Here is a 20,628-nt window from a genome sequence, read left to right as displayed (position 1 = left end):
GTGACCTCGACAGGATTAAGCAATATCTCCAAAACCCTTTTAGGTCGCACAACTCTATTTTTAGTGGGACTGCAGTGGGACAATTTTAAGTTATAATTAATAATATTTTATTATTTTATCCGTTAATTTACTTGCTATTAACCAACTAAACACCAATGCCGCTACAGCAAATTGTACTCAATAAAATTTATAAATCCTATGGTCCTACTTTTTTTATTAAGACGTTTAACAGTTACATAGACCATAAAACAACACCTACAAACTACCATCTAGAAAACCTAGTGATTTACACCACCATCATTTGCGAAACCAGAATCAATATTGCTGGCGACTGTATAAAACACAAACATCTTATACAACAAACCAAGCACACTCTAGATGCCATTTACCACAACACAAACGATATGGTGATTAAAGCCGCAGCCGATATTTTACAGTATTGTCTAGACTACACCTCTAATCTTAGACATATAGGCTAACTGTTTGCGCTGTTCTGTTTATCAATATCATTGCCAGACAAGCCACGCTTGGTTAAAATTTTCAAGCTTTCTGCAATCCGCTCAAACCTTGGATCTACTTCGTCTTTAACAATAGCCCTTACCAGCTTTTCAAATGAAGCATCTTTTTGTGTGTTATAATCTTCGCCTGGTTCATTTAGCACACCTTCAGGTTCCTTCATTTCTCCTTCTCCTGTTGCCAACCATAATAAATTATACTCAGGAAATGCAGAAACAACATCTAAAAGCACATCTATATTTGGACTTCCACCTCTAGATTTCATTCCATTTATATAGCCATTAGATTTTTTTATACTCATTTCAAACTTTCGAGGACTATAACCCAAATCGTCGGCTATCTCTAACATGCGTTGTACTACTGGATGAATCGTGGTAGTTTTCATAATAAAAAATTTAGATAAATCACTAAATTATTTAGCGATTTGCTTGTAAGTATAGATTTTATTCTATACTTTAGCATCACGTTTACATAACAAAGATATTACAAATTCATCACAAATAAAATAATGTATTTCTATGATTACTCAAAAGCAGAGAATAAAGCTTAAAGTTTACTTAAAAGCTGACTACACCGAAGACGTAATAACTGTTTTAAACAACAGTAACAAGCGTTCTCCTAAAGGTTTAGAGTACACTCCACACATGATAAGACAAGTTATGGCTGGACGAGAAAACGCAGATGTAGAGCAAGCTATATTAACGGTATATCAAAACCGAAAAAATGCCCAGAAAAAAATAAACGCCAAAAAACATCGATTATTAGCATCATGAAAATTCAAAAAAATAGAATAAAATCTAAACAACAAGGCAGCAATGTTTGGGAAGTATTTATCACTTATCTAGAACTCGCGCTCATACCAGTAATAGCTCTATTAGTCTATTGCGCCATAATATGTATTAACCAAACCCTATAAAAACAAAAATGCAGAGCTACCACTCTGCACTTTAACACAACATTAATTATTAAAACACCAATGTTATGAAACACAAAAGTACAACACCAGTAAGCAACCTGCAATTATTACCTGCAGGAATGTCACCAGCCGACAATAATATAGAGTTTGTGGGACAAAAACCCACAAAAACCGTCGTATGGTTTCAGTTTGGGAACGCTCACACTTGGTCAGAGTTGCCAAAAAAATATTACAAGGCATGCGAAGAACTTTTCCTAACGGATATAGAAGCCGTTAGAATCTTACCTAATCATTATAAAGATTTAGCTCATAATGTTAACCGCCTAACAGAGTTATACATCTATCACATGTACGGAGGTTGCGACCAATCACCAGACATGATTGATGGTGTTTTACAACCTTGCGAAAATTTTAGAGAAACTAAAGACTGCCTCTCTTTAGAGTTCGATAATAAATATATAGACATCAATGGCATTCATTTAAGCCAGCGCGACCTTAAGATTTTAGACATGGCTATGGAAAATATGCCAGACAAACTCATTGCGCACCACCTAGGCATTACGCTTTCTACTTTCGATTTTCATAAAAAGAACCTGTTTAAAAAACTAGGTATAGATAGTAAGGTAAGTTTTGTTATTCACGGCCTTAAAAACCACATACTATGCGAAAGTTAAGCACAATAGATGCCGAGCTTACAGCACTCGAAAAACGAAAACAACAGCTATTACAAGAACGCGATGCAGCACTTAGAAACATTACAGTCATTGAAGCAACAACTTGTAGAGCTAACGAAACCGAGACCCTATTTATATAGCAAAGCAGAATGTAATGCCCATTGTAAAAAAATAATTGAATTGTATAACAAAATCCATAATTATAAAGCTTATGAAGACGCAAAACTCACCGTTGAAAACTACTTCCAACAGCACACAGATCACCGTAAAAGCTAAGCACACCTTAGCAGATTATTTTGATGCTCTATATACAGCCAGAAACTATTACGACGCTATGCGTCTAGAGGCTAACTTACCAAAAAAGCCTTTACCTCCATTACAGTTAATACTAGAAGCCTATACCGTTTGTATGGCTTATATAGAAGCCCACAAAATGCCGGCTATTAATCTAGTAAAAGCCTTAGCCAGATTAGATGCCGACAAAATTGTAGCTGTATGGCTTATGTACAAGCACCCTAACCTTAACCTAAAACTAGGCAACAAGCAAATAATAGTAACCAATACCACACCACTATGAGCAAATTCACTAAACGCGATGCGTATGTTAACGCCTTTGTAGCCATAGGCCTTATCATTTTTATAATCATTGTAGCAAAATTTATACAATAATGAACAAACTAAAAGCACAACAAAAAGCCATTATTAGGCAAATGCGAGAAGAAGGCTATAAGTATTTTGAAATAGAAAAGCACTTTAAAACCTGTGCTGAAGAAATACTAACTGAAGAAAATAACGGGAAACCAATAAAAATTAATAATTAAAATGAAAAACGGAAGAAACAGAACAATGAGTATTTGTTTAACAGATTTGCCAAAAGAAAGAATCTTTAAACACGAAAACGGAAAAATGTATCTCAACCTTTCAACTTACGATTACGATAAACCAGACCAGTTTGATAATGATTTTTCTGTATCTCTTCCATTAACTAAAGAGGAAATAGAAAAAAAGAAATCTGGCGAAAAAGTTGAGCGTATTTTTTTGGGTAATGGAAAAATATGGCCAGACAAACAACTGCAACCAATTAGTCAGGAAGAGCAAGACGATTTACCATTTTAATTTTTTTTTGTATGTTTGTATCGACCGAAAGTTTAGGAGAAATCCAAAAACTACATTTTAACGATAAGAGCTTCCCTATGGGTAGCAAACCCGAAAGGTATGCACGTCAGTTCCTAGAACTTTCGGTCAGCCCTAAGGGGAAGCTCGCATACAAAATTATTTTCGACATGACCGAAGAAAAAGATTTTGTAACCAACGCTGTATGCGTTATGGTTACACCTACCCAAAAAGCATTTATTGAATATTTACTATTAAATGCAGAAGATTTACAACAAGATTTATTAGATGCCTTAACACGCGCAACGTACATGTGCGAGTTTGAGCTGTCCAAAGATCAACTACGAAGCGATTTTAATCTTCAATGTTTCCTAAAACACCTTCAACAATTTTCTAACTCTCAAAATCAAGACTCATGAAATCAGAAACTAACAAAACCTTAGAATTTTTATATCAAGAAAAAGTAATTCATTTTCTAGTTAATCCAGATGAAGAAAATGTAATGATAAATGCTACAGAAATGGCAAAGCTTTTTAATAAAAGAACAGATAATTATCTACAGCTAAAAACAACAAAATTGTTTTTAAAAGAACTTAAAGTACCTGAGATGTCAGGTACTTTAAATACAGAAAGTCATCATAAACTAACTGACATTCCGGTTCAAATAATTGATAACAGAGGTAGAAACGGTATCTTTTTTTGTGAAGACTTAGCTATAGACTTTGCAATGTGGCTAGATGTTAAGTTTAGAGTTTGGGTTGCTAGAAAAATTAGACAATCATTAAAAGCTGAATATCAAAAACGCTCTAAAGTCTTAGAGAAAAAGACAGAATCTCAAATTGAGTTAGAAAAACTTCAGGCTGAGCTAGATGAGGAATTAAAATCGTCGGAAAAATACAAGCGCATCCAAGAGTTAAAGAAAGAGCAAGCCTCTTGTAACAAAAAACTAAAAGAGCTTGATAATGAAATTATAAGCCGTCAACTTAATTTATTCACTATTAATTAATAAGCTATGAAACCAGAAAACAAAAAAACAATTGAAGAAGCCTTAAAAAGTATAGACGAAAGTTCTAAAAACATGTGGTATGAAGGTGAGCACAGAGAAGATGAGTGTTTCGATTTTTTCAAAGAAGAACAAAATATCAGCAACAACACTAATAAAATAAGAGATATTCTAAGCATAGCCAAACCTAAAGAATAGCCCAGATTAATAGCAACCCAAAAGGCTTTGGCCTACAATTCCCTCCCAAAGCCTTTTATATTTTTTTTAGACAATGACACCAAAACAAAAAATAACCAACACCACAGCAACCAAGCTAATGCTTGGTACAGCTCAGTGTTTGGTACAGCACCAACAAAGCCAAGTGTCTAACCAAATAGATAATGTTGGTTTTGGTGACCATCGCTATAACATAAAAATCACTGTTTCAGTAAGTAAAATACAAGATTAACAATACCATTATTTAACTAATCCATGCCATATATAAGCCAAAACTTTATAGAAAAATTACTAGACGAGACCAACCTCGAAGACATCATTAAAGATTTTGTACAATTAAAACGCGAAGGTGCCAATCTTAAAGGCTTATCTCCCTTTAAAGACGAACGCACTCCAAGCTTTGTAGTAAGCCCAGCAAAACAAGTGTGGAAGGATTTTTCTACAGATCTAGGTGGCAACAACGCTGTAAGTTTTCTCATGGCAAAAAACTACAGCTTTGTAGATGCTATTGCGTATATAGCCAAAAAACAAGGCTTAACCATACAATACGAAGACAGCAAAGAAGCCAAAGCTTATCAAGAAAAATTAGTAAAAATCAACAGTTTACGTCCTACGCTTAAGCGTGCTATTGCCACCTACCAAAATGAGTTTGCCAATTTACCAAAGGACCATCCGGCAAAACACGAAGTATTTACCAAGCGACAATACAACCAAGATATTATAGACACCTACCAAATAGGTTATGCACCAGGTTCTAAATTTCTGTATGGTAAACTAAAAGAAAACGCTTTGGTAGAAGATGGTAAAGCCACAAGCCTAATAACCGGAACCAACGATTTTTACAACAACAGAGTTACCTACACCATATTTGATGCCAATGGCGAACCTATAAGCATTGCAGGTAGAGATCTACAACCAGACCCAAAAATAAAATGGCTTAACGGACGCACCACAGAACTCTATAAAAAAGAATTTACTTGGTACGGACTGCATATTGCCAAACAAGAGATAAGAAAAACTGGTGTAGCTTATATTATGGAAGGCTATAACGATGTTATTGCTTTTCAAACCAACGGATTGCTTAATGCTGTAGCTCCTTGTGGCACTTCTATACACGACAACCAGATTAAGGTCCTTAAAAAATATGCAGACATCGTTTATTTTTGTATGGACGATGATAAAGCCGGAAGAAAATCTGCACTAAAAAACATACCTCGTTTTATTGAAGCTGGTTTTAGATGCTATGTTGTAGCATTTAAAGAATGTGATCCTGACGATTTTGTAAGGCTACACAATGAAGCCCTTAAAACTAAAACTTTAGTTGAAGTATTAGACCAACAAACCAAAATAAGTGAAGGTTTTAAATTGCTATTGCAACAGCTAGACACTAAAGACGATGTTACTAAAAGCGTTATAGCCAAACAACTTTGCGAAGTTATAAGCAAAATTAGCGACGACAGCATTGTTTCTATATACCAAAAATGGCTTCAAAAAGAATCTGGTGTATCTATAACAGATATTAAGAAATGGATTAAGGAATTTCAACAAGCAAGGGACGACGAAGCTAAAGAGCGTTACATAGCCAACCACGAATACGAGTTACCAAAAGGCGTGGAAATGACCGAGGACATACTCAACGATATTAAACGCTATCAAATGTTTCAGGCTGGTAATAAAATCTACTCGCAACTTGGGTACGAATATCCTATAAAGTTTAGTCCGTGCTCAAATTTTTCGGTAGAGATTATTCAGCACATGCGAGACGAGGACTTTCCAAAAAAATTAGTTTCCGTGGAAAACACTTTTAAGGAATCCTTTGTTTTTGATGTACCAAGCGACACCTTTAACTCGCACCAAATGTTTCAAAAAGCCATGACTAATTTTGGTAATTTTCGCTGGAGTGGTCGTAGCGAAGATTTAGTACGCTTACAAGCCTTATTGTTCGATAAAATGGGTAATGGTCGTAGCGTAGATGTTTTAGGTTGGCAACAAGAGGGTTTTTTTCTGTTTAATAATCTTGTGGTTGTGCCTGGTGATAAAAATCTAGACATTGATAAAAATGGCTGTTTTAAGTTTAAAGGCACTAGTTATTATGTACCTTCTGCCAACCACATTTACAAGGACAATCCTTATAAATATACACCTCAAAAACAGTTTCGTCATATACCTGGTACAATTTCGGAATTAGATTATTTTGCTAAGGTGCATCGCGTTCATGGCAACCATGCTATATCTGCCATTTTCCACGCTATTAGCTGTATGTTTCATGATATTGTGGTAAAAAGCCTAAAGGGTTTTCCTATAAATTTTTCTTATGGTCCACCAGGAACAGGAAAAGACGAGCTTAACCATGCTGTAAAAAGTCTTTGGGGAATTCCGCAAATAGCCACCAACCTAGAGGGTAAAAACGCCACAAAAACCGCAACCATTAGAGAGTTAGCTCAGTTTACCAACTGCCTTTTAGAGTGGTCAGAGTATTCTAGAGGCGACTCTGAGCTAGACGGTACTATAAAATCGGTTTGGGATTTAAGAGGAAAAAAAGTGGGTAAGTTTGAAAGTCGTGTTGCCACAGACAACGTACCAGTTTTAAGTGGTATTGCGCTTACCGGAAATGAATATCCAGATAATTCTGCAATCATTACTCGTATTATATGGAACGATATGAATCGTACTGATTTTACTGAAGCAGACGAGCTTGCTTTTAACGAGCTTAATGACATTATAGAAGAAGGCCTTACGCATATTACCGTAAAAATATTAAACCAAAGACAATTGGTTGAAGCTAATTTTAACAAAGAGTACCGTTTACTTATGGATATTTACCAACGCAGAATACCAGACTGTAATAAACGTATGCTAAAAAATATAAGTACGCTTACAGCCTTTTATAACGTACTAAAAGATGTTATAGATTTTCCTTTTAGTCAAAACCAAATCCTAGACCACTTTACGGCCATTACCGAAGCTCAAATGCGTAAACTAACAAGCAGTAGTATTGTAACCAGATGGTGGGATTGCTTTGTTGCTAGTATGCGTGGTGTAGATCATGATATTATTAAGGTAAGTAGAGACATTAAGCTAGATGGTAGCATGCTTTATTTTCAGTTTACCAACTGCTATACTAAGATTTATAGACAATGGTCCAGACAATACTCAGATAATGCTCCAGCCAAAACCACTATGAAAGAAGCTTTAACCAAAGACCAAATATTTGTTGAGGAAAAAGCATCTGTACAATACAACACAGGCTCAGACCGTATTCGCTCTTCTGCAATGATAGTAGATATATCTAGAATGCCCGAAGACTTGCACACGTTGTTAAAAAGTGAAGTAAACCGACAAGAGTTTGAAATGAATTTACACCCTTTTTCCCCCGAACCCCCTTTGAATAAAGACAGTAATGGAGAAAAAGTTGACGAACCTGAACAAGGCGAAATACCTTTTTAAGATTTTTTGATGAAATTTTTTTTTAAAAATAAGGTAAAAAACTTTCTGACGTTTCTGACAACTACTTATTCTATTGATTATTAAGTAGTTAATTAAAAAAAAGTGTCAGAAACACAGACAGAAAGTGTCAGAAAGTGTCAGAGCGGTTTTTGAGTTTCTGACACTTTCTGACAAAAATAAGGGTAGTTTTTAAGCTAAGTATTTGATTATCAGCAATGTCAGAATGTCAGAAAGTGAAAACGGAAAATAACTTAAACGCGTACGCGACTTAAAAAAAAATAATGAGCAAACCAATTGAAATAACAACCGCCATACAACGCGCTAAAAACAATGATCTATTAGTTAAGCAAGGCTTATTAAAACTAGGTCAACCCTATTATATATTAAGTGAAGATGGTACCAAGTTTTCTGGTGTGCATGTTATAGACCAATTTCATAATTACGAAAAACTTAAGGACCTACAACTTAAGCAACGCATCTACGTACCTGTTATAGAATTCTCAGAAGAAATAACTAATACCTTACAGCAGCAGGACCTAAAAACATTATTAAGCGACTAGTTTTTTCCTCACCAATCACCAATTTACAACCAATAGCTTATAAATAATGTCCTTTTAACACTGGTAGTTACAAAGTATAATTGTATTATGGAGCTATCAAAAAACACAGATCTATTTAATGCTATTTGCTTGGTGCAAATAAAGAGCGTTACAGATATTGTAGATATTCCAGATTTACAAACCATTTACCACACACCATCAAAAATAAGTTTTACTATAAACTCATCTCCTAATGAGTCTGGTGTATTGCATCGCAAACGGTTAACACTTAATTATCCTGGACTCAGCACTGCAGACTTTAATAAGTTTCATAAGCTGTTGCATGGCGAGTACCAAGTTTTTATAAAGTTAGACAACAACGACATCTACGAGGTGGCCTCGATAACCCAACCTTTAGAGTTGGCAAGCACTTATAACCAACACCATAGTTTGGTATTTAGTGGCAGCTCACCAATACCAGTAAAATATAGAGACAACCAACCAGGTACAGGTATAGAAATAGATGGTTTTAACTACGATTTTAATTTTTACCTCAGTTAATGGCATTAGACAGAATTACATATCCCGAAAAAACCGCAGGATCAGAAACCTCTACCGAAGCAAAATTTTTTGATAGCGAAGCTAATGAAATAAAAACCGTAGTTAATGCGGCTATAGATGCTGTTGAAGAATTACAAGACGAGCAAATAGTATCTCCAAATCCGTTTTATGGCAGGCACGACTCAATAGAATTATTAGAAGCTGCATACCCAACAGGCGAGGAAAACGCTTGGGCAATTATAGACGCAGGTGTTGGTGTAACTCCACAAATAGCTGCTTGGGACGATATAGCAGGCGAATGGGAAATAACAGGCTACTCTAATTACCATGTATTTGTAAACACAGCAGCCAACTTACCAGCAACTGGCGAAGTACAAAAAGACTACATTACCTTAGACGACATGTTGGTTAGAGTATGGCATAACGGCCAGTACAAAATAAAATCTCCTATTACCAATACAACGCTTTGGTACACCAAAACCGTTAAAACCAAAGATATTGATGGTAACACGGACCCAACAGATGCCGACTCTGGAAAAGTACTAGCTATTACAGATAACACCGATATTACAGCTATTATATTTGATGTGTCTTATACGCAAGCTTTAGCAAAAGCAGCAGCCTTATCGAGTTCAGAAAGCTTTTATCTTAACATCTACAATGCCACAAAAAACAAAAATGTAAGAGCCACAATAACAACTTTTACATTAGTAGATAGTAGCACTAAATATAAACTAACAGTTACAGGTGTAGCAGACGCAGAAATTGACGAAGGTGATACGTTGCATTTAGGATTGCCAATTAATGTAGGAAGTGGTGTTACACCAAGAATAGCAACATGGTATCAACAAGGCTTTAGAGTACACGGAAGTGCTTCAGCTACATATTTTGGTGCTGATGATTTTCCTAATGGATTTATTTTAGACCACGACACTACAGAAACCGATGCGGACGACATTTCAATGGCTGAGCGTCGTGTGGTGTTTAGAGCACCATTTAATATGCGTTTGCACAACGTTTATTTTCAAATACAAGAGGAAAATTGCGCCATTGCTATTATAAAATCGTCTGATGCGTATGATGATGAAGTAGTAGTTTACGAAGAAAATTGCATAAATGGTGGTTCTGGTTCAGGAATAGACGACAACAATATAGAAGGTGGCACTACAATTTATAAAGGTGAGTTAATAGGTGTTTTTGTAAAGCGAGAAGATGGCACACCTTCTTATATAGAAGCGCAAATGTTTGTTGATTTTATTGAGGTTGGCACTGTAACAGCAGACGATGAAGCGGAATACACTTTACCTTTAGAAGATGGCACAAACGGTCAAGTACTTAAAACTAATGGAAGTGGAACGGTTAGTTGGCAAGATGAGAGTGGTGGTGGCTCATCACCAGATGATACAGCTTACGATGCTACAAGTTGGAACGATAACACAGATGCAGCAACCAAAAACGCACTACGAGATAAGTTTGTTACTATAGATGATAGCTTTGATTACCTACAGGAAGAACTTAATACCGAAAACCTGTTTAATAAAGAAACCATTGTAGAAGGTTACTATGGTAGTGGTGGTGTTACCTTTATTCCTTCTGGTAGTTTATGGACATCAGATTTTATTGAGGTTACTGAAGGTGAAATCTACAAAACTACCAACGATGCTACGACAAACATTTATATGTATGATGCTAGCCAAGACCCACATACTCCAGCTGTTACTGCTACAACACAATTAACCATACCTTCTGGTGTGGCTTATGTAAAGGTGTTGTTTGATAGTTCTAAGTTAGATGTGGTAATGTTTACCTTAAATAGTGTAGATACTGGTAGTTATATTCCGTTTTCAAAAGTTTATATTAAGGATGATGTGCTTCAAAATCCGTACACAGCACAAGATGTTGTAAACGCAGCAGATACAGAAGATTTTAAAGAACGTTTATTAGTTAGGACTTACACCGAAAACTTATTTAATAAGCGCACCATTGTAGAAGGTTACTATGGTACAAATGGTACAACGTTTCAGAGTGATGCTACATTTCACACTTCAGATTATATTCCTGTTGTAGAGGGTGAAACCTACAGAAAATCTAATGATGTAGATGCTTTTATTTATATGTATGATGAAGGTAAAACACCTCACTCACCATCTTATATTAATGATACTACAATAACCATACCTTCAGGTGTGGCTTTTGTAAGAGTTATTTATTACGCTGATAAGTTAGATGTGGTGATGTTTACGCTAGATAGTGTTGATACTACACATTACATACCTCATATTCTTCAAACTGTAGATAGAGAAGTTGTATTGCCACAACTTCAAGAACATGTTATCATTAAAAAAGTAGCGTATTGGTTGGGTGATAGTATGACAGCTTCAGGCACGTATTATCTAAACGACCTTAGGACAATGCTATCATTTTCTAAGGAATACAACTTAGCAAATAGTGGTGCAAAATGGTCTCATGGTGCAACGACAGCATACGACATTACCACAACAGGTAGTAGTATAGCAGATTGGAACTGTATATGGAATCAAGCCAATAAGATGAAAGATTTAGTAGATAATTCATCTTACTTAGATCCAGATGTGGTAATAATTAATTGTGGTACTAATGATTTTTTAGAAGATTTAGGTACACCAAGTACGGTTTATGATGGATTAGCCTTTACAAGTTTAAGTCCAGATGATTCAGAGCTTCAATCTGTAGCTGGTGGTATTCGTTATACTTGCGAAACTATACTTGAGGATTTTCCAGATGTTCAAATAATACTAATAGCACCAATACAAAGAGGTGTAGCAGATAATTCTAAGATATTTAGTATTACAGATACGATGATTGAGTGTGGTGGCTACAACAGTATTGAGGTTATAGACCAAGCTCGTAGATGCGGCATTTATGGTTATCCAGAAATTGCTTCGGATATATATCTCGCAGACAATTTACATACCAACGCAGCAGGTGCAACAAAGGTTGCTAAATTTTTATCAAAAGCTTTAAGGCAAATAATTATAGACAAATGAGAAAGTTAATAGAAATATTTAAAGCACCAGACAAAATAGCCCATACCGTAATAGGCTTGGTATTCTTTTTAGGCTGTTTACTGTTTACCACAACAGAATACGCTTTAGCTTTTACAGTAGTACTGGCTTTGGCAAAAGAGATAAACGACCAATTTGGTATTGTTACAAAAAAATCTACAGCTTCAATTTTAGATTTCATTGCAACGATAACCATTCCTTTAATAATTCACTTAATAAACCTCTATATTTTATGAGAAATTTAATCACATTACTAACGCTAATAATTTGCATATATGCAAATGGGCAATCCAAAACTTTTATAGAATATGATACTAAAACATCGCAAGTATTTTATGAGTATCTCAAGAGTATAGATAAAAAAATCATTGACCTTCAAAATAGTGTAGTGCCAATAGACATCACTAAACAACTCAATGAGCTAGAAGCGCAATTAAAAGCAGCAGATGTAAAAATTAAAGCCTTAGAAGAGCGAGTTGCCAAGTTGGAAAATGAAAATCCAACAGACCCAACAGATCCAATAGATACTATTATTCCTAGTCCAGTAGAAGGTATCTTCGGTTACGGTAAAAACACAGTTGGCGGTGAAGGTGGTAGAGTTATAAACGTTAGTAATCTTAACGATAGTGGTGCAGGTAGTTTTAGAGAAGCTGTAGAAGCGTCTGGTGCAAGAATTATAGAATTTAATGGTCTTGAAGGTAGAATAGACGTGACAGGTGAAACTATTAAAATTACCAATCCAAATATTACTATAAGATTTCAAACCGCAAAAGGCAAAGGAATTACATTAAGTCGTGAAACAAAGGATAGACCTATATTAGAAATAGACACCGACGAAGTAATTATTGAGTATATGCGTACAAGACGTTCTACATCCTACAGAAGCGGAAACAACAGCGATAACGTTTGGGTTAATAGCGGTAACAACATCGTTTTTAACCATTGTTCCTTTGCGTGGTCATCTGATGGCAACTTAGACCTAGCAAATTACGATGGGCAACCAGGAAGACCACCAAAAATAGAAATAAGTAATGTTACAATACAGTACTGCATTTTTACTAATTCTTATGGTGGTAGTAATAAGACATCGTTAGTGAGTAGAGGTGCAACAAACATCACTTATTTTAGAAATGCTTGGCTGAGTACTGCAACTCGTAATCCTTCGATATCTACACCAGTAAACGAAGCACCAACTTGGGATTGTTATTATGAGCATATCAATAACTTTCATTACGATTATACAAATGGTCCTTCATATAACAATAACGACCCAAGCCCAGATGCAGGTATTTACTATGTTAATGTTATTAAAAACAGAGCTATGGAAAATACTACATCTACAGGTATTGTAGATCCAAATATTGAAACCTATCCAGCATCAAAAAGACGATGGTTAAGAGCATCTACAGTAGGTAACGGAATGAAAATCTATGTAGAAGGAAATATCACTTATTATAGACCAAACGAAACTTATGATGAATGGGAAATAGGACAAAATAGTGGTGGTGAAGCAGACAGAAATAAATTAATACCAGAAAATCTACGCTCGTACACCGTAAACCCAACACCTATAATTACAGATAATATTGAGTTATGGGATGCTAATGATATTTGGGACAATTTAAAAGACCATGTAGGTGCATCATTACCAATGCGAGATGCTGAGGATAGAAGGGCTATAAATGATGTGGATTTAGGTATTTCAACTGAAAATAAAGTTGAAAATAAATTTGATGATTAAACTTGCTATTAAGCTACTTAGGGGATGAAGTAACTTAAAAAAATTATAGAAAATGAGTATTAAAGAAACGTTTTTAAAAAAGTACGGAATATGGGAATATATTTTATTCATATTCGGAATTGCGTTGGCTGGACGTGCAACTTATAGTATGGTGGTTTTAAACTTTAAAGAAACCTCTTGGCTAGAAATTGCGTTCATTACAACAACATTCTTTTTGGGTGTTTTAGCGTTTTCAGCACCTAAATTCCTAGTGGATTTAGCAAAGCGAAAAACAGGCGAGAGCATTAAAGATGATGAGAAATGAAAATATCCCACATTTGCAAAAAAATAAAACGCCTTTTTCATAAATATAAAACGCTTCTGACATATTCAGGATTGGCATTTTTAACCGTTTCTAACTTCTACCTAAGAAAAGATGTATTGAGTTTAGAAGTAGAACTACAAGCTATTAAGAGTGAAAATAAAGCACTTATAGCAGATATGGTTTACTTCAATCGTTCATTTGAGGACTTTCCGCTTCCTGTTTGGCAAAAAGTAAAAAGGGATGGTCAGTTTGTAATGCAATATGTTAACAAAGCGTACTATCAAAAATACTTAGAGCCAAGAGGTTATAGTAGATATGATTATATGGGTTCAACCGATTTCGATATTTACGATTATAAAACAGCTTCGCTTTTTTACGCTAGGGATTTAACACTTGCTTTAGATGGTGATTGGAAACGTTTTGATGAAAGCATTTTAGACGTTCAGACTTACAATAGATTAAAGCTAGACGTTATTAAATGGCGAATTATAGAGCGAAAAGACACTTTAATATATGGAATGGTAGTTCCTGAAAAAATAAATTAAATGAGTTTATCAAAAATACAAAGAGAGTTCACTTTTGACATTGCAAAGCTGATTATACACGCTTACGAATGTTTAGGAATAGAAATGACCTTTGGTGAAGCGCACCGTACAAATTCACAAATGCTACTTAACTATTTTGGATATGAGGTTGTAAAAGGCGGTGTGTTTGGAATAAAGCTACAAAAAACAAGACAATTAAGTAAAGTCCTTTGGTCTAGTCACGGTGATAGATTAGCAGTTGATTTTAACTTCTTTATTGATGGTGAATTAACCTATGATTGGCACAAGATAAAACCACTTGCAGATTATTGGGAAGATTTAAGAGAAGAAAATGTTTGGGGTGGTGATTGGAACAAGAACGGTATAAAGGATGGATTTATTGATGTACCACATTTTCAAAGATTAAAGGAATAATTGAACCACAAAATGACCACATTACTATTGTTTTGGCAAAAGCGCACGGTATTAGAAAAACTATTTTTAATCATTATAGTTGTAGGTGTTATTTATGCTTCGGTAGTTACTATACAGAAAGGTGTATATAAGTACAGATATTTTAAAGAGGTTGAGCAAAACTACACCAAGGCAAGGGATAGTATTATTGTGCTTAATGAAACTATAAAGTACCTAAACACTAAACAGGAAAATAGGACAAAAAATGTCCAAAAAAAATCCACTACCATAAACGATAAACTAAAGCAAGATGAAACGATTATTGATAATTCTAACCCTGATGATGACGAGCTTAACGCTTACATCTCAAAACACGAAAACGGATAGCGTTACCATTTCAAAAAAAGCCTTAAAGTCTATGGTAAAAGAAAGTCGTAAATGCGATAGTTTGCGTGTGGCTTATAATGCGCAGTACACTACCTTGCAAGATCTAATAAAAAGCAACCTGGACTACTTTAAAAAAATACAAACCGAGGAACTAAAACGTGCCAACCTACAACAGCAACTTGACGATTCTGTAAAGGCTTTGCGCAAAAAGAAAAACAATTGGTTGTTGCCAACATCTATTGGTGTGGTTGGTGGTTTGGTGCTTGGTGTTGTTATTTCTAATTAAAGAAACTCGTCACTACTACCAGTAACCAACCACAGCCCAAATAAAAAGCAAACTATTAAGGCTATAAGTTTTAGTATTATCATTGAATTAGATTTTATTCTATGTTATAATAGATTATTTTCTATATTTGGTAAACCTTTTTTATAGATGCCTACAGATAATTACCAGCTTGTTGCGTTTAATATTCCAGAACATTTAGTGTATTATTTTGCACGCAAGTTAGGTAATGAGGTAGAACTACTACCAGATGGGTCTTACACGACCGAAACCATCGTTAGAAAAAACAGCTTTTACGGCCAGCACATCTACACCAATATAATAGAAAATCCAAAGCCAAAAACTATAAAAGCCAATTTTTATTTAAAGATCCGTAATACTATTAGGATAGACTACCCTAATTTACCAGATGCGCGCTATGTTGGTATTATGTTAGATAAGGAAGTAGAGAATTTTATAAACAAACACCTTTACCATATTCTTAAAACTGAATTAATATCTTATGTAGATGGAGCGTTGTTTTCTTACCAACGCGAAAAAGGCATTACCAAAGGCATTACACACAGGGCAATATCAGAGTTTATGTTTAAAAATCGCATCCTTATCAACGATTCGACGTTTGAAAACTTCCGAAAAATGCATTACCGCGAAAAAAAGCGACCTAAAAAACTGATTTTCAGTTAATTAAAAAAATTAGTAGAATCGTGTCCCGTAAAACACGCGCTAAATGTTAAAATTTATCCATTATTTAGACCGATTTTTAGAATAAAATCTAAACCTTAAAAATTCAATTTTTTTTGAGCGCAATTAGGTGTCCTTTTTAAACGCTTCCTCTCATTGTATCATTACGTTGTTAAATACAATTTATAGTATGTAATGATATTTTCAAAAACAGCTTCAGAAATAAAGCGTGGCATTTGGTTTATGGAACCACGTATTGCCCTTAGCTACGCAGATGTTGTATCTAATATCCTTAGCAAAACAAAAACCGAAATAGATCCACGACCAGAAGCTATTACCATAAAACAGGCTTTAGCTCCAAATGGTGCTAAAATAGGTTACGACGAAGAAATACCAGAAGGTAGTATTGGTGTTGTTGCCATACATGGTCCTATGCTTAAGTATGGAGATTGGTGTAGTTATGGTGCTGATGAGCTTGTTGGGTTTGCCGAAGAGTTTGAAGCCCACGATAATATTATAGGACAAATATGGCTTATGGATAGTGGAGGCGGTTCTGTTGCAGCTATTGCGCCTTATCTCGATTTTTTAAACAAAACCAATAAACCTGTTGTAGCACTTTGCGATTTATGTGCTTCGGCAAGTTACTACGTAGCTTCTGCTACAGATTATATAATGGCAGAAAATAACATATCTGCCATGTTTGGTAGTATAGGTGTTATGATTCAGTTTGCGGATTATAAAAAATACTACGAAAAGGAAGGTATTGCATTGCACGAAATCTATGCCGACCAGTCTAAGGACAAAAACCTAGATTTTAGAAAAGCCTTAGAAAACGATTACGAACCTATGAAAACAGAAATGCTAAATCCTTTAGCTATTCAGTTTCAGGAACACGTAAAGGCATCTCGTAATCTTACCGATGCCAACGCAGTACTTAGTGGTAAAATGTTTTATGCCGAAAAAGCTTTACAGCTTGGACTTATAGACGGTATAGGCAATATGAGTGCTGCTATAAACAAAGTAAAGTTCCTTGCTTCTGCAAGATCTTTAATATCAAATAATTATTAACTATTTAAAAATTCAGAAACCATGAAAAACTGGAATGTGATTAAAGCTAATGTTTTGGCGTTTTTAGGCTTAGCGGCTCAACACGATAAACCATTAGAACTTTCTGCAGAAGAAAAAGACAAACTTAACAAGTTTGCTTCTGGAGGAAAAGAACCAACAGGCGACATGACAAAGTTTGCCGACATCTTTGCTGAAAAGTTCAACAAAGAAATTGATGCTTTAGCTGATAATAGCGAAGCGCAACAAATTTACGCCGATTTCTTAGCGGAAAACGGTATTGATGCTGCACCAGCAGCGGCAGACGATACAGACGATGCACCAGATGCACCAGAAGTACCAACTGCAGATGCTAAATCTGTAGCCGAGGCCATGAAAACCCTTGTGGCCGAAAACAAAAAAATGGCACAAACTAACGCTGAGTTAGCTGCCAATGTAGAAAAGCTAAAGAAAGATCCTGAGCCAGATGTTCCTGAAGCTATTATAACTGTTGGCTCTAAAAAAATGAATACTGTGAAACACTCTGCAACACACTTGTTTGCTTCTGGTGAGTCTTACGATAGTTTAGATTTACCATGGAACAAAAATCTTGTTGACGCTCAGAAAAATGGCGTTATACCAACCGCAACAACTGTTTGGGACAAGATAAACATTGACAAATTAAACTCAGAACTTGGTGCTTATGCTCGTAGAAACTCTAACGAGATTATGGACCTATTAATGGATGGTTACGATATACCAGAGCATTGGTCTGTAGTTAGTAATGTGCAAGACGAGTATGTTTTTGCTTCTATAGTATCAGGGCAAATTACACAAGCGTTTAAAAAGGCTTATTTGCCTAAAAACGACCAACGTTTTGTACCTGTAAAAAACAAAATTTACGACAAGCAAATTGATGGTCAGTGGCAAAGTAGCGAATTAAAGTCAATAGAGAAGAGCTGGCTTAATATGTTCTTTAACGAAGGTTCTACTCCTTATAAAGATTCTTTTGCACGTTACTTAATTGGTAAATTATTAAACCAAGCACGTAAAGAGGATAAGATTTCAATCTTTAAAGGTGTTTACTCTAGTCCAGATGTACAACCAGAAAAAGCTGGTGATTTCTTAAATGCTATGAGTGGCTTCTTAAAACTTGTATCTAACCACAGAGGTACAGATTACCAACCTTTTGATACCGCAACGTTGACGTCTGCAAATACTTACGATGTTATAAATGATGTGTGTAAAAACAAATTACCAATTGATGTAAGAAACACACCTTTAAAACTAGGTTTAGGTAGCGATGCTTTGCGTTGGTATATAGACGGAAGAGAATTAGCAAAAGGTACCAATACGGATTACGGACGAGTAACCTCGCATGTAGATGATATGCCAAATATAGAGTTTGTAAAGCATCCACAATTAGAAGGTACAGGCTTTTTCTACATTACTACCGAAGATAATATTGGTTTAATGGTAGATAGACCAGGCGAAGAAAGTTTAATTACTATTGAAAAAGATGTTAGAGCAATCAACTTCTTTGCTGATTATAAGCTAGGTGTTTATTTTAAAGCCTTTGGTGCTAACGTAGATCCTAATGTAGCTGTAACTTATGAAGATCAGATTTTCTTTTCTAACAACGTAGAGTTACTTACAGATGTTTATGTGCCAGTTGCGGCTAATGATGCTACACCTTCATTAAGTGAGCACAACGCCTTAAAAATTGGTGGTAACAACACATCTGCTACAGATGTTACAAATTTTGATGATGCTACTGCAGGCCAGTACGTTTATATTTATTGTGATGATGCTACTAACGCGCCTACAATAAAGCACAATGCCAATATTATTTTAGCATCTGGTGCAGACTTTACTATGGCTAAGGGAGATAAACTAACCTTAGTATATACTAACTCTAAATTTGTAGAGTATAGCAGAACTGTAGCTAGCGAGGTTGCATTAGAAACTAAAGTAACATTAGCGGCAGACGCTACAACTGCAGACGCAGCAGATGGTACTTGGTTTGTAACCCAAGCTAACACAGGTGCTACAGCATTTACTAATATTGCTAACGCAGTAGTAGGAGAAATCTACACCCTTGAAGGTGGTAGCGATACAGACTCTACAACGGTTGCAAGTAGCGGTAACTTTTTATTAAGTGCATCGTTTACAGCAAGTGATGGAGCTATACTAAAAGTGAAGTACAACGGCAGCAAATTTGTTGAAGTTTCTAGAGCTTAGAGATACTTTAGCCCTTATTACGGTAAGGGCTAAGGTTTTTGTTTAATTATTAAAAAACATAGAAATTATGTCTTATTCAAACCCAAGTATAGTAGAAAAAGGAAGAGGCTCTGCGGAAAGTAAAAGTTTTGAAATCATTATCATGGACGTTAATGATATTGCAACTTTTCCAACTAGAGACAGCAGTAACGTAGCAATGTCTGGAAACTTTGTTATGAAAGACGGAAAGTACGTTACTAAGATGCAAGTATCATCTAGTAAAACAAGTTTACCGGTAACAAGTGAAGGTGAAGAAGATAACGTATCTATAAGTGCGTTACCAGAATTCTCTTTTCCAGGAAGCACATTAGCTTTTGAAGAGTTTGTTGCTAACTGGACCAACAGAAGTGTTATTGTTGCAGTACAAGTAGGTGCATGCGGTGGTGGTAGTTCTTTTTGGCGCGTTTACGGAAGCCAATGCGCACCGCTTAGCTTATTGCTAGAAGCGCAAAATAACAATGATGCAACAATGGGCTTAATTAAGTTTCAGCAATTTGCTAAAACCGATTTAATGCCAGGACGTTACTCAGGTACATTTACTTTAGCCACAGTTGCAGATACTGTAGATGCAGATGCAACAACGGTAGATGTAAGTAATGGTAACGGTGAATACCAATTACAGGATAACACAGGCGCAACAGAGATTACAGACCTTACTAACGCAACTAATAACGGTAAATACACCATATTAGGTAGCGGAGGTTCTAATCCAGCAACCATTAGTACAGGTGGAAACTTTGTACTAGTAGGTGGCGTGGACTGGACAGGAACATCTGGTGCAACCATAACCTTTAACGCTATAGACGCAGGATCTAGCGACCATGTGTTTATAGAAATCAGTAGAACGTAATTTTTTTCATATAGATTATAGTTGATTAAGTTTAGTTGAAAAAACCCTACCGTTAATTTGGTAGGGTTTTTGTATTTTAGTTGCCTATTAA

Annotated in this window: 27 protein-coding genes; 26 read left to right on the top strand and 1 reads right to left on the bottom strand. The window is 35.5% G+C overall.

Annotated features, from left to right (window positions below):
• Window positions 1–155: 155 nt before the first annotated feature.
• Window positions 156–479, top strand: a complete 324-nt coding sequence (locus ACFFGA_RS15300; RefSeq protein WP_386065368.1) for a hypothetical protein — start codon at window positions 156–158, stop codon at window positions 477–479.
• Here the strand turns inward: ACFFGA_RS15300 and ACFFGA_RS15295 are convergent.
• Window positions 476–901 (bottom strand): hypothetical protein, encoded by a 426-nt coding sequence (locus ACFFGA_RS15295; RefSeq protein WP_386065366.1) that lies wholly within the window; start codon window positions 899–901, stop codon window positions 476–478. The two genes, ACFFGA_RS15300 and ACFFGA_RS15295, sit on opposite strands and share 4 nt — an antisense overlap.
• A 133-nt stretch (window positions 902–1,034) precedes the next feature.
• Between ACFFGA_RS15295 and ACFFGA_RS15290 the strand changes: the two genes are divergently transcribed.
• The 25 genes from ACFFGA_RS15290 (at window position 1,035) to ACFFGA_RS15170 (ending at window position 20,537) form a co-directional block, all read left to right on the top strand.
• On the top strand, window positions 1,035–1,289 hold the full coding sequence (locus ACFFGA_RS15290; RefSeq protein WP_386065364.1) for a hypothetical protein: 255 nt from the start codon (window positions 1,035–1,037) through the stop codon (window positions 1,287–1,289).
• A gap of 208 nt (window positions 1,290–1,497) precedes the next feature.
• On the top strand, window positions 1,498–2,106 hold the full coding sequence (locus tag ACFFGA_RS15285) for a helix-turn-helix transcriptional regulator (protein WP_386065362.1): 609 nt from the start codon (window positions 1,498–1,500) through the stop codon (window positions 2,104–2,106).
• Entirely contained in the window at window positions 2,094–2,246 is a 153-nt protein-coding gene (locus tag ACFFGA_RS15280; RefSeq protein WP_386065360.1) for a hypothetical protein, read from the top strand. The genes ACFFGA_RS15285 and ACFFGA_RS15280 overlap by 13 nt, the downstream gene beginning before the upstream one ends.
• A gap of 71 nt (window positions 2,247–2,317) precedes the next feature.
• The gene (locus tag ACFFGA_RS15275; protein WP_386065358.1) at window positions 2,318–2,683 is read left to right on the top strand and encodes a hypothetical protein; all 366 of its coding nucleotides are present in this window, start codon (window positions 2,318–2,320) and stop codon (window positions 2,681–2,683) included.
• 91 nt (window positions 2,684–2,774) lie between these two features.
• Complete coding sequence (locus ACFFGA_RS15270; protein ID WP_386065356.1) at window positions 2,775–2,927, top strand: hypothetical protein; 153 nt, start codon at window positions 2,775–2,777, stop codon at window positions 2,925–2,927.
• A 1-nt stretch (window position 2,928) separates the two neighbouring features.
• On the top strand, window positions 2,929–3,222 hold the full coding sequence (locus ACFFGA_RS15265) for a hypothetical protein (RefSeq protein ID WP_386065354.1): 294 nt from the start codon (window positions 2,929–2,931) through the stop codon (window positions 3,220–3,222).
• An 11-nt stretch (window positions 3,223–3,233) separates the two neighbouring features.
• Complete coding sequence (locus ACFFGA_RS15260; RefSeq protein WP_386065352.1) at window positions 3,234–3,638, top strand: hypothetical protein; 405 nt, start codon at window positions 3,234–3,236, stop codon at window positions 3,636–3,638.
• Window positions 3,635–4,225, top strand: a complete 591-nt coding sequence (locus ACFFGA_RS15255; RefSeq protein WP_386065350.1) for a KilA-N domain-containing protein — start codon at window positions 3,635–3,637, stop codon at window positions 4,223–4,225. Before ACFFGA_RS15260 ends, ACFFGA_RS15255 begins: the two co-directional genes overlap by 4 nt.
• A 6-nt stretch (window positions 4,226–4,231) precedes the next feature.
• A complete protein-coding gene (locus ACFFGA_RS15250; RefSeq protein WP_386065348.1) occupies window positions 4,232–4,420 on the top strand; it encodes a hypothetical protein in 189 nt (62 codons plus the stop codon).
• 73 nt (window positions 4,421–4,493) lie between these two features.
• A complete protein-coding gene (locus ACFFGA_RS15245) occupies window positions 4,494–4,670 on the top strand; it encodes a hypothetical protein (protein ID WP_386065346.1) in 177 nt (58 codons plus the stop codon).
• A gap of 23 nt (window positions 4,671–4,693) precedes the next feature.
• Window positions 4,694–7,885 (top strand): DNA primase, encoded by a 3,192-nt coding sequence (locus tag ACFFGA_RS15240; RefSeq protein ID WP_386065344.1) that lies wholly within the window; start codon window positions 4,694–4,696, stop codon window positions 7,883–7,885.
• Between the two features lie 281 nt (window positions 7,886–8,166).
• Complete coding sequence (locus ACFFGA_RS15235; protein WP_386065342.1) at window positions 8,167–8,445, top strand: hypothetical protein; 279 nt, start codon at window positions 8,167–8,169, stop codon at window positions 8,443–8,445.
• Between the two features lie 87 nt (window positions 8,446–8,532).
• The gene (locus ACFFGA_RS15230; protein WP_386065340.1) at window positions 8,533–8,985 is read left to right on the top strand and encodes a hypothetical protein; all 453 of its coding nucleotides are present in this window, start codon (window positions 8,533–8,535) and stop codon (window positions 8,983–8,985) included.
• Window positions 8,985–12,011 carry an SGNH/GDSL hydrolase family protein gene (locus ACFFGA_RS15225; RefSeq protein WP_386065338.1) on the top strand — a complete coding sequence of 1,009 codons (3,027 nt, stop codon included), beginning with the start codon at window positions 8,985–8,987 and terminating at the stop codon, window positions 12,009–12,011. Before ACFFGA_RS15230 ends, ACFFGA_RS15225 begins: the two co-directional genes overlap by 1 nt.
• Window positions 12,008–12,265: a hypothetical protein gene (locus ACFFGA_RS15220; protein WP_386065336.1), complete on the top strand. Its 258-nt coding sequence runs from the start codon at window positions 12,008–12,010 to the stop codon at window positions 12,263–12,265. The genes ACFFGA_RS15225 and ACFFGA_RS15220 overlap by 4 nt, the downstream gene beginning before the upstream one ends.
• Complete coding sequence (locus ACFFGA_RS15215; protein ID WP_386065334.1) at window positions 12,262–13,770, top strand: hypothetical protein; 1,509 nt, start codon at window positions 12,262–12,264, stop codon at window positions 13,768–13,770. The genes ACFFGA_RS15220 and ACFFGA_RS15215 overlap by 4 nt, the downstream gene beginning before the upstream one ends.
• Before the next feature lie 52 nt (window positions 13,771–13,822).
• Window positions 13,823–14,074, top strand: coding sequence for a hypothetical protein (locus tag ACFFGA_RS15210; RefSeq protein WP_386065332.1), 252 nt, complete (start codon window positions 13,823–13,825; stop codon window positions 14,072–14,074).
• A complete protein-coding gene (locus tag ACFFGA_RS15205; protein WP_386065330.1) occupies window positions 14,071–14,619 on the top strand; it encodes a hypothetical protein in 549 nt (182 codons plus the stop codon). Before ACFFGA_RS15210 ends, ACFFGA_RS15205 begins: the two co-directional genes overlap by 4 nt.
• Entirely contained in the window at window positions 14,620–15,033 is a 414-nt protein-coding gene (locus ACFFGA_RS15200) for a M15 family metallopeptidase domain-containing protein (protein ID WP_386065328.1), read from the top strand. It abuts the gene before it with no gap.
• Window positions 15,034–15,045: 12 nt separating this feature from the next.
• The gene (locus tag ACFFGA_RS15195) at window positions 15,046–15,399 is read left to right on the top strand and encodes a hypothetical protein (protein ID WP_386065326.1); all 354 of its coding nucleotides are present in this window, start codon (window positions 15,046–15,048) and stop codon (window positions 15,397–15,399) included.
• A complete protein-coding gene (locus ACFFGA_RS15190) occupies window positions 15,323–15,685 on the top strand; it encodes a hypothetical protein (RefSeq protein ID WP_386065324.1) in 363 nt (120 codons plus the stop codon). Before ACFFGA_RS15195 ends, ACFFGA_RS15190 begins: the two co-directional genes overlap by 77 nt.
• Window positions 15,686–15,832: 147 nt before the next feature.
• Window positions 15,833–16,366 (top strand): hypothetical protein, encoded by a 534-nt coding sequence (locus ACFFGA_RS15185; RefSeq protein ID WP_386065322.1) that lies wholly within the window; start codon window positions 15,833–15,835, stop codon window positions 16,364–16,366.
• A 192-nt stretch (window positions 16,367–16,558) separates the two neighbouring features.
• On the top strand, window positions 16,559–17,431 hold the full coding sequence (locus tag ACFFGA_RS15180; protein ID WP_386065320.1) for a S49 family peptidase: 873 nt from the start codon (window positions 16,559–16,561) through the stop codon (window positions 17,429–17,431).
• Window positions 17,432–17,452: 21 nt separating this feature from the next.
• Window positions 17,453–19,648 (top strand): FtsB/FtsL family cell division protein, encoded by a 2,196-nt coding sequence (locus ACFFGA_RS15175; RefSeq protein WP_386065318.1) that lies wholly within the window; start codon window positions 17,453–17,455, stop codon window positions 19,646–19,648.
• 67 nt (window positions 19,649–19,715) lie between these two features.
• Complete coding sequence (locus tag ACFFGA_RS15170; protein WP_386065316.1) at window positions 19,716–20,537, top strand: hypothetical protein; 822 nt, start codon at window positions 19,716–19,718, stop codon at window positions 20,535–20,537.
• Window positions 20,538–20,628: the final 91 nt, after the last annotated feature.

The sequence above is a fragment of the Winogradskyella pulchriflava genome (assembly GCF_042434315.1).
GTDB classification, from domain to species: Bacteria; Bacteroidota; Bacteroidia; order Flavobacteriales; family Flavobacteriaceae; genus Winogradskyella; species Winogradskyella pulchriflava.
Note: the sequence above shows the minus strand (reverse complement) of the source record. Positions and strands in the feature narration are given on the sequence as shown.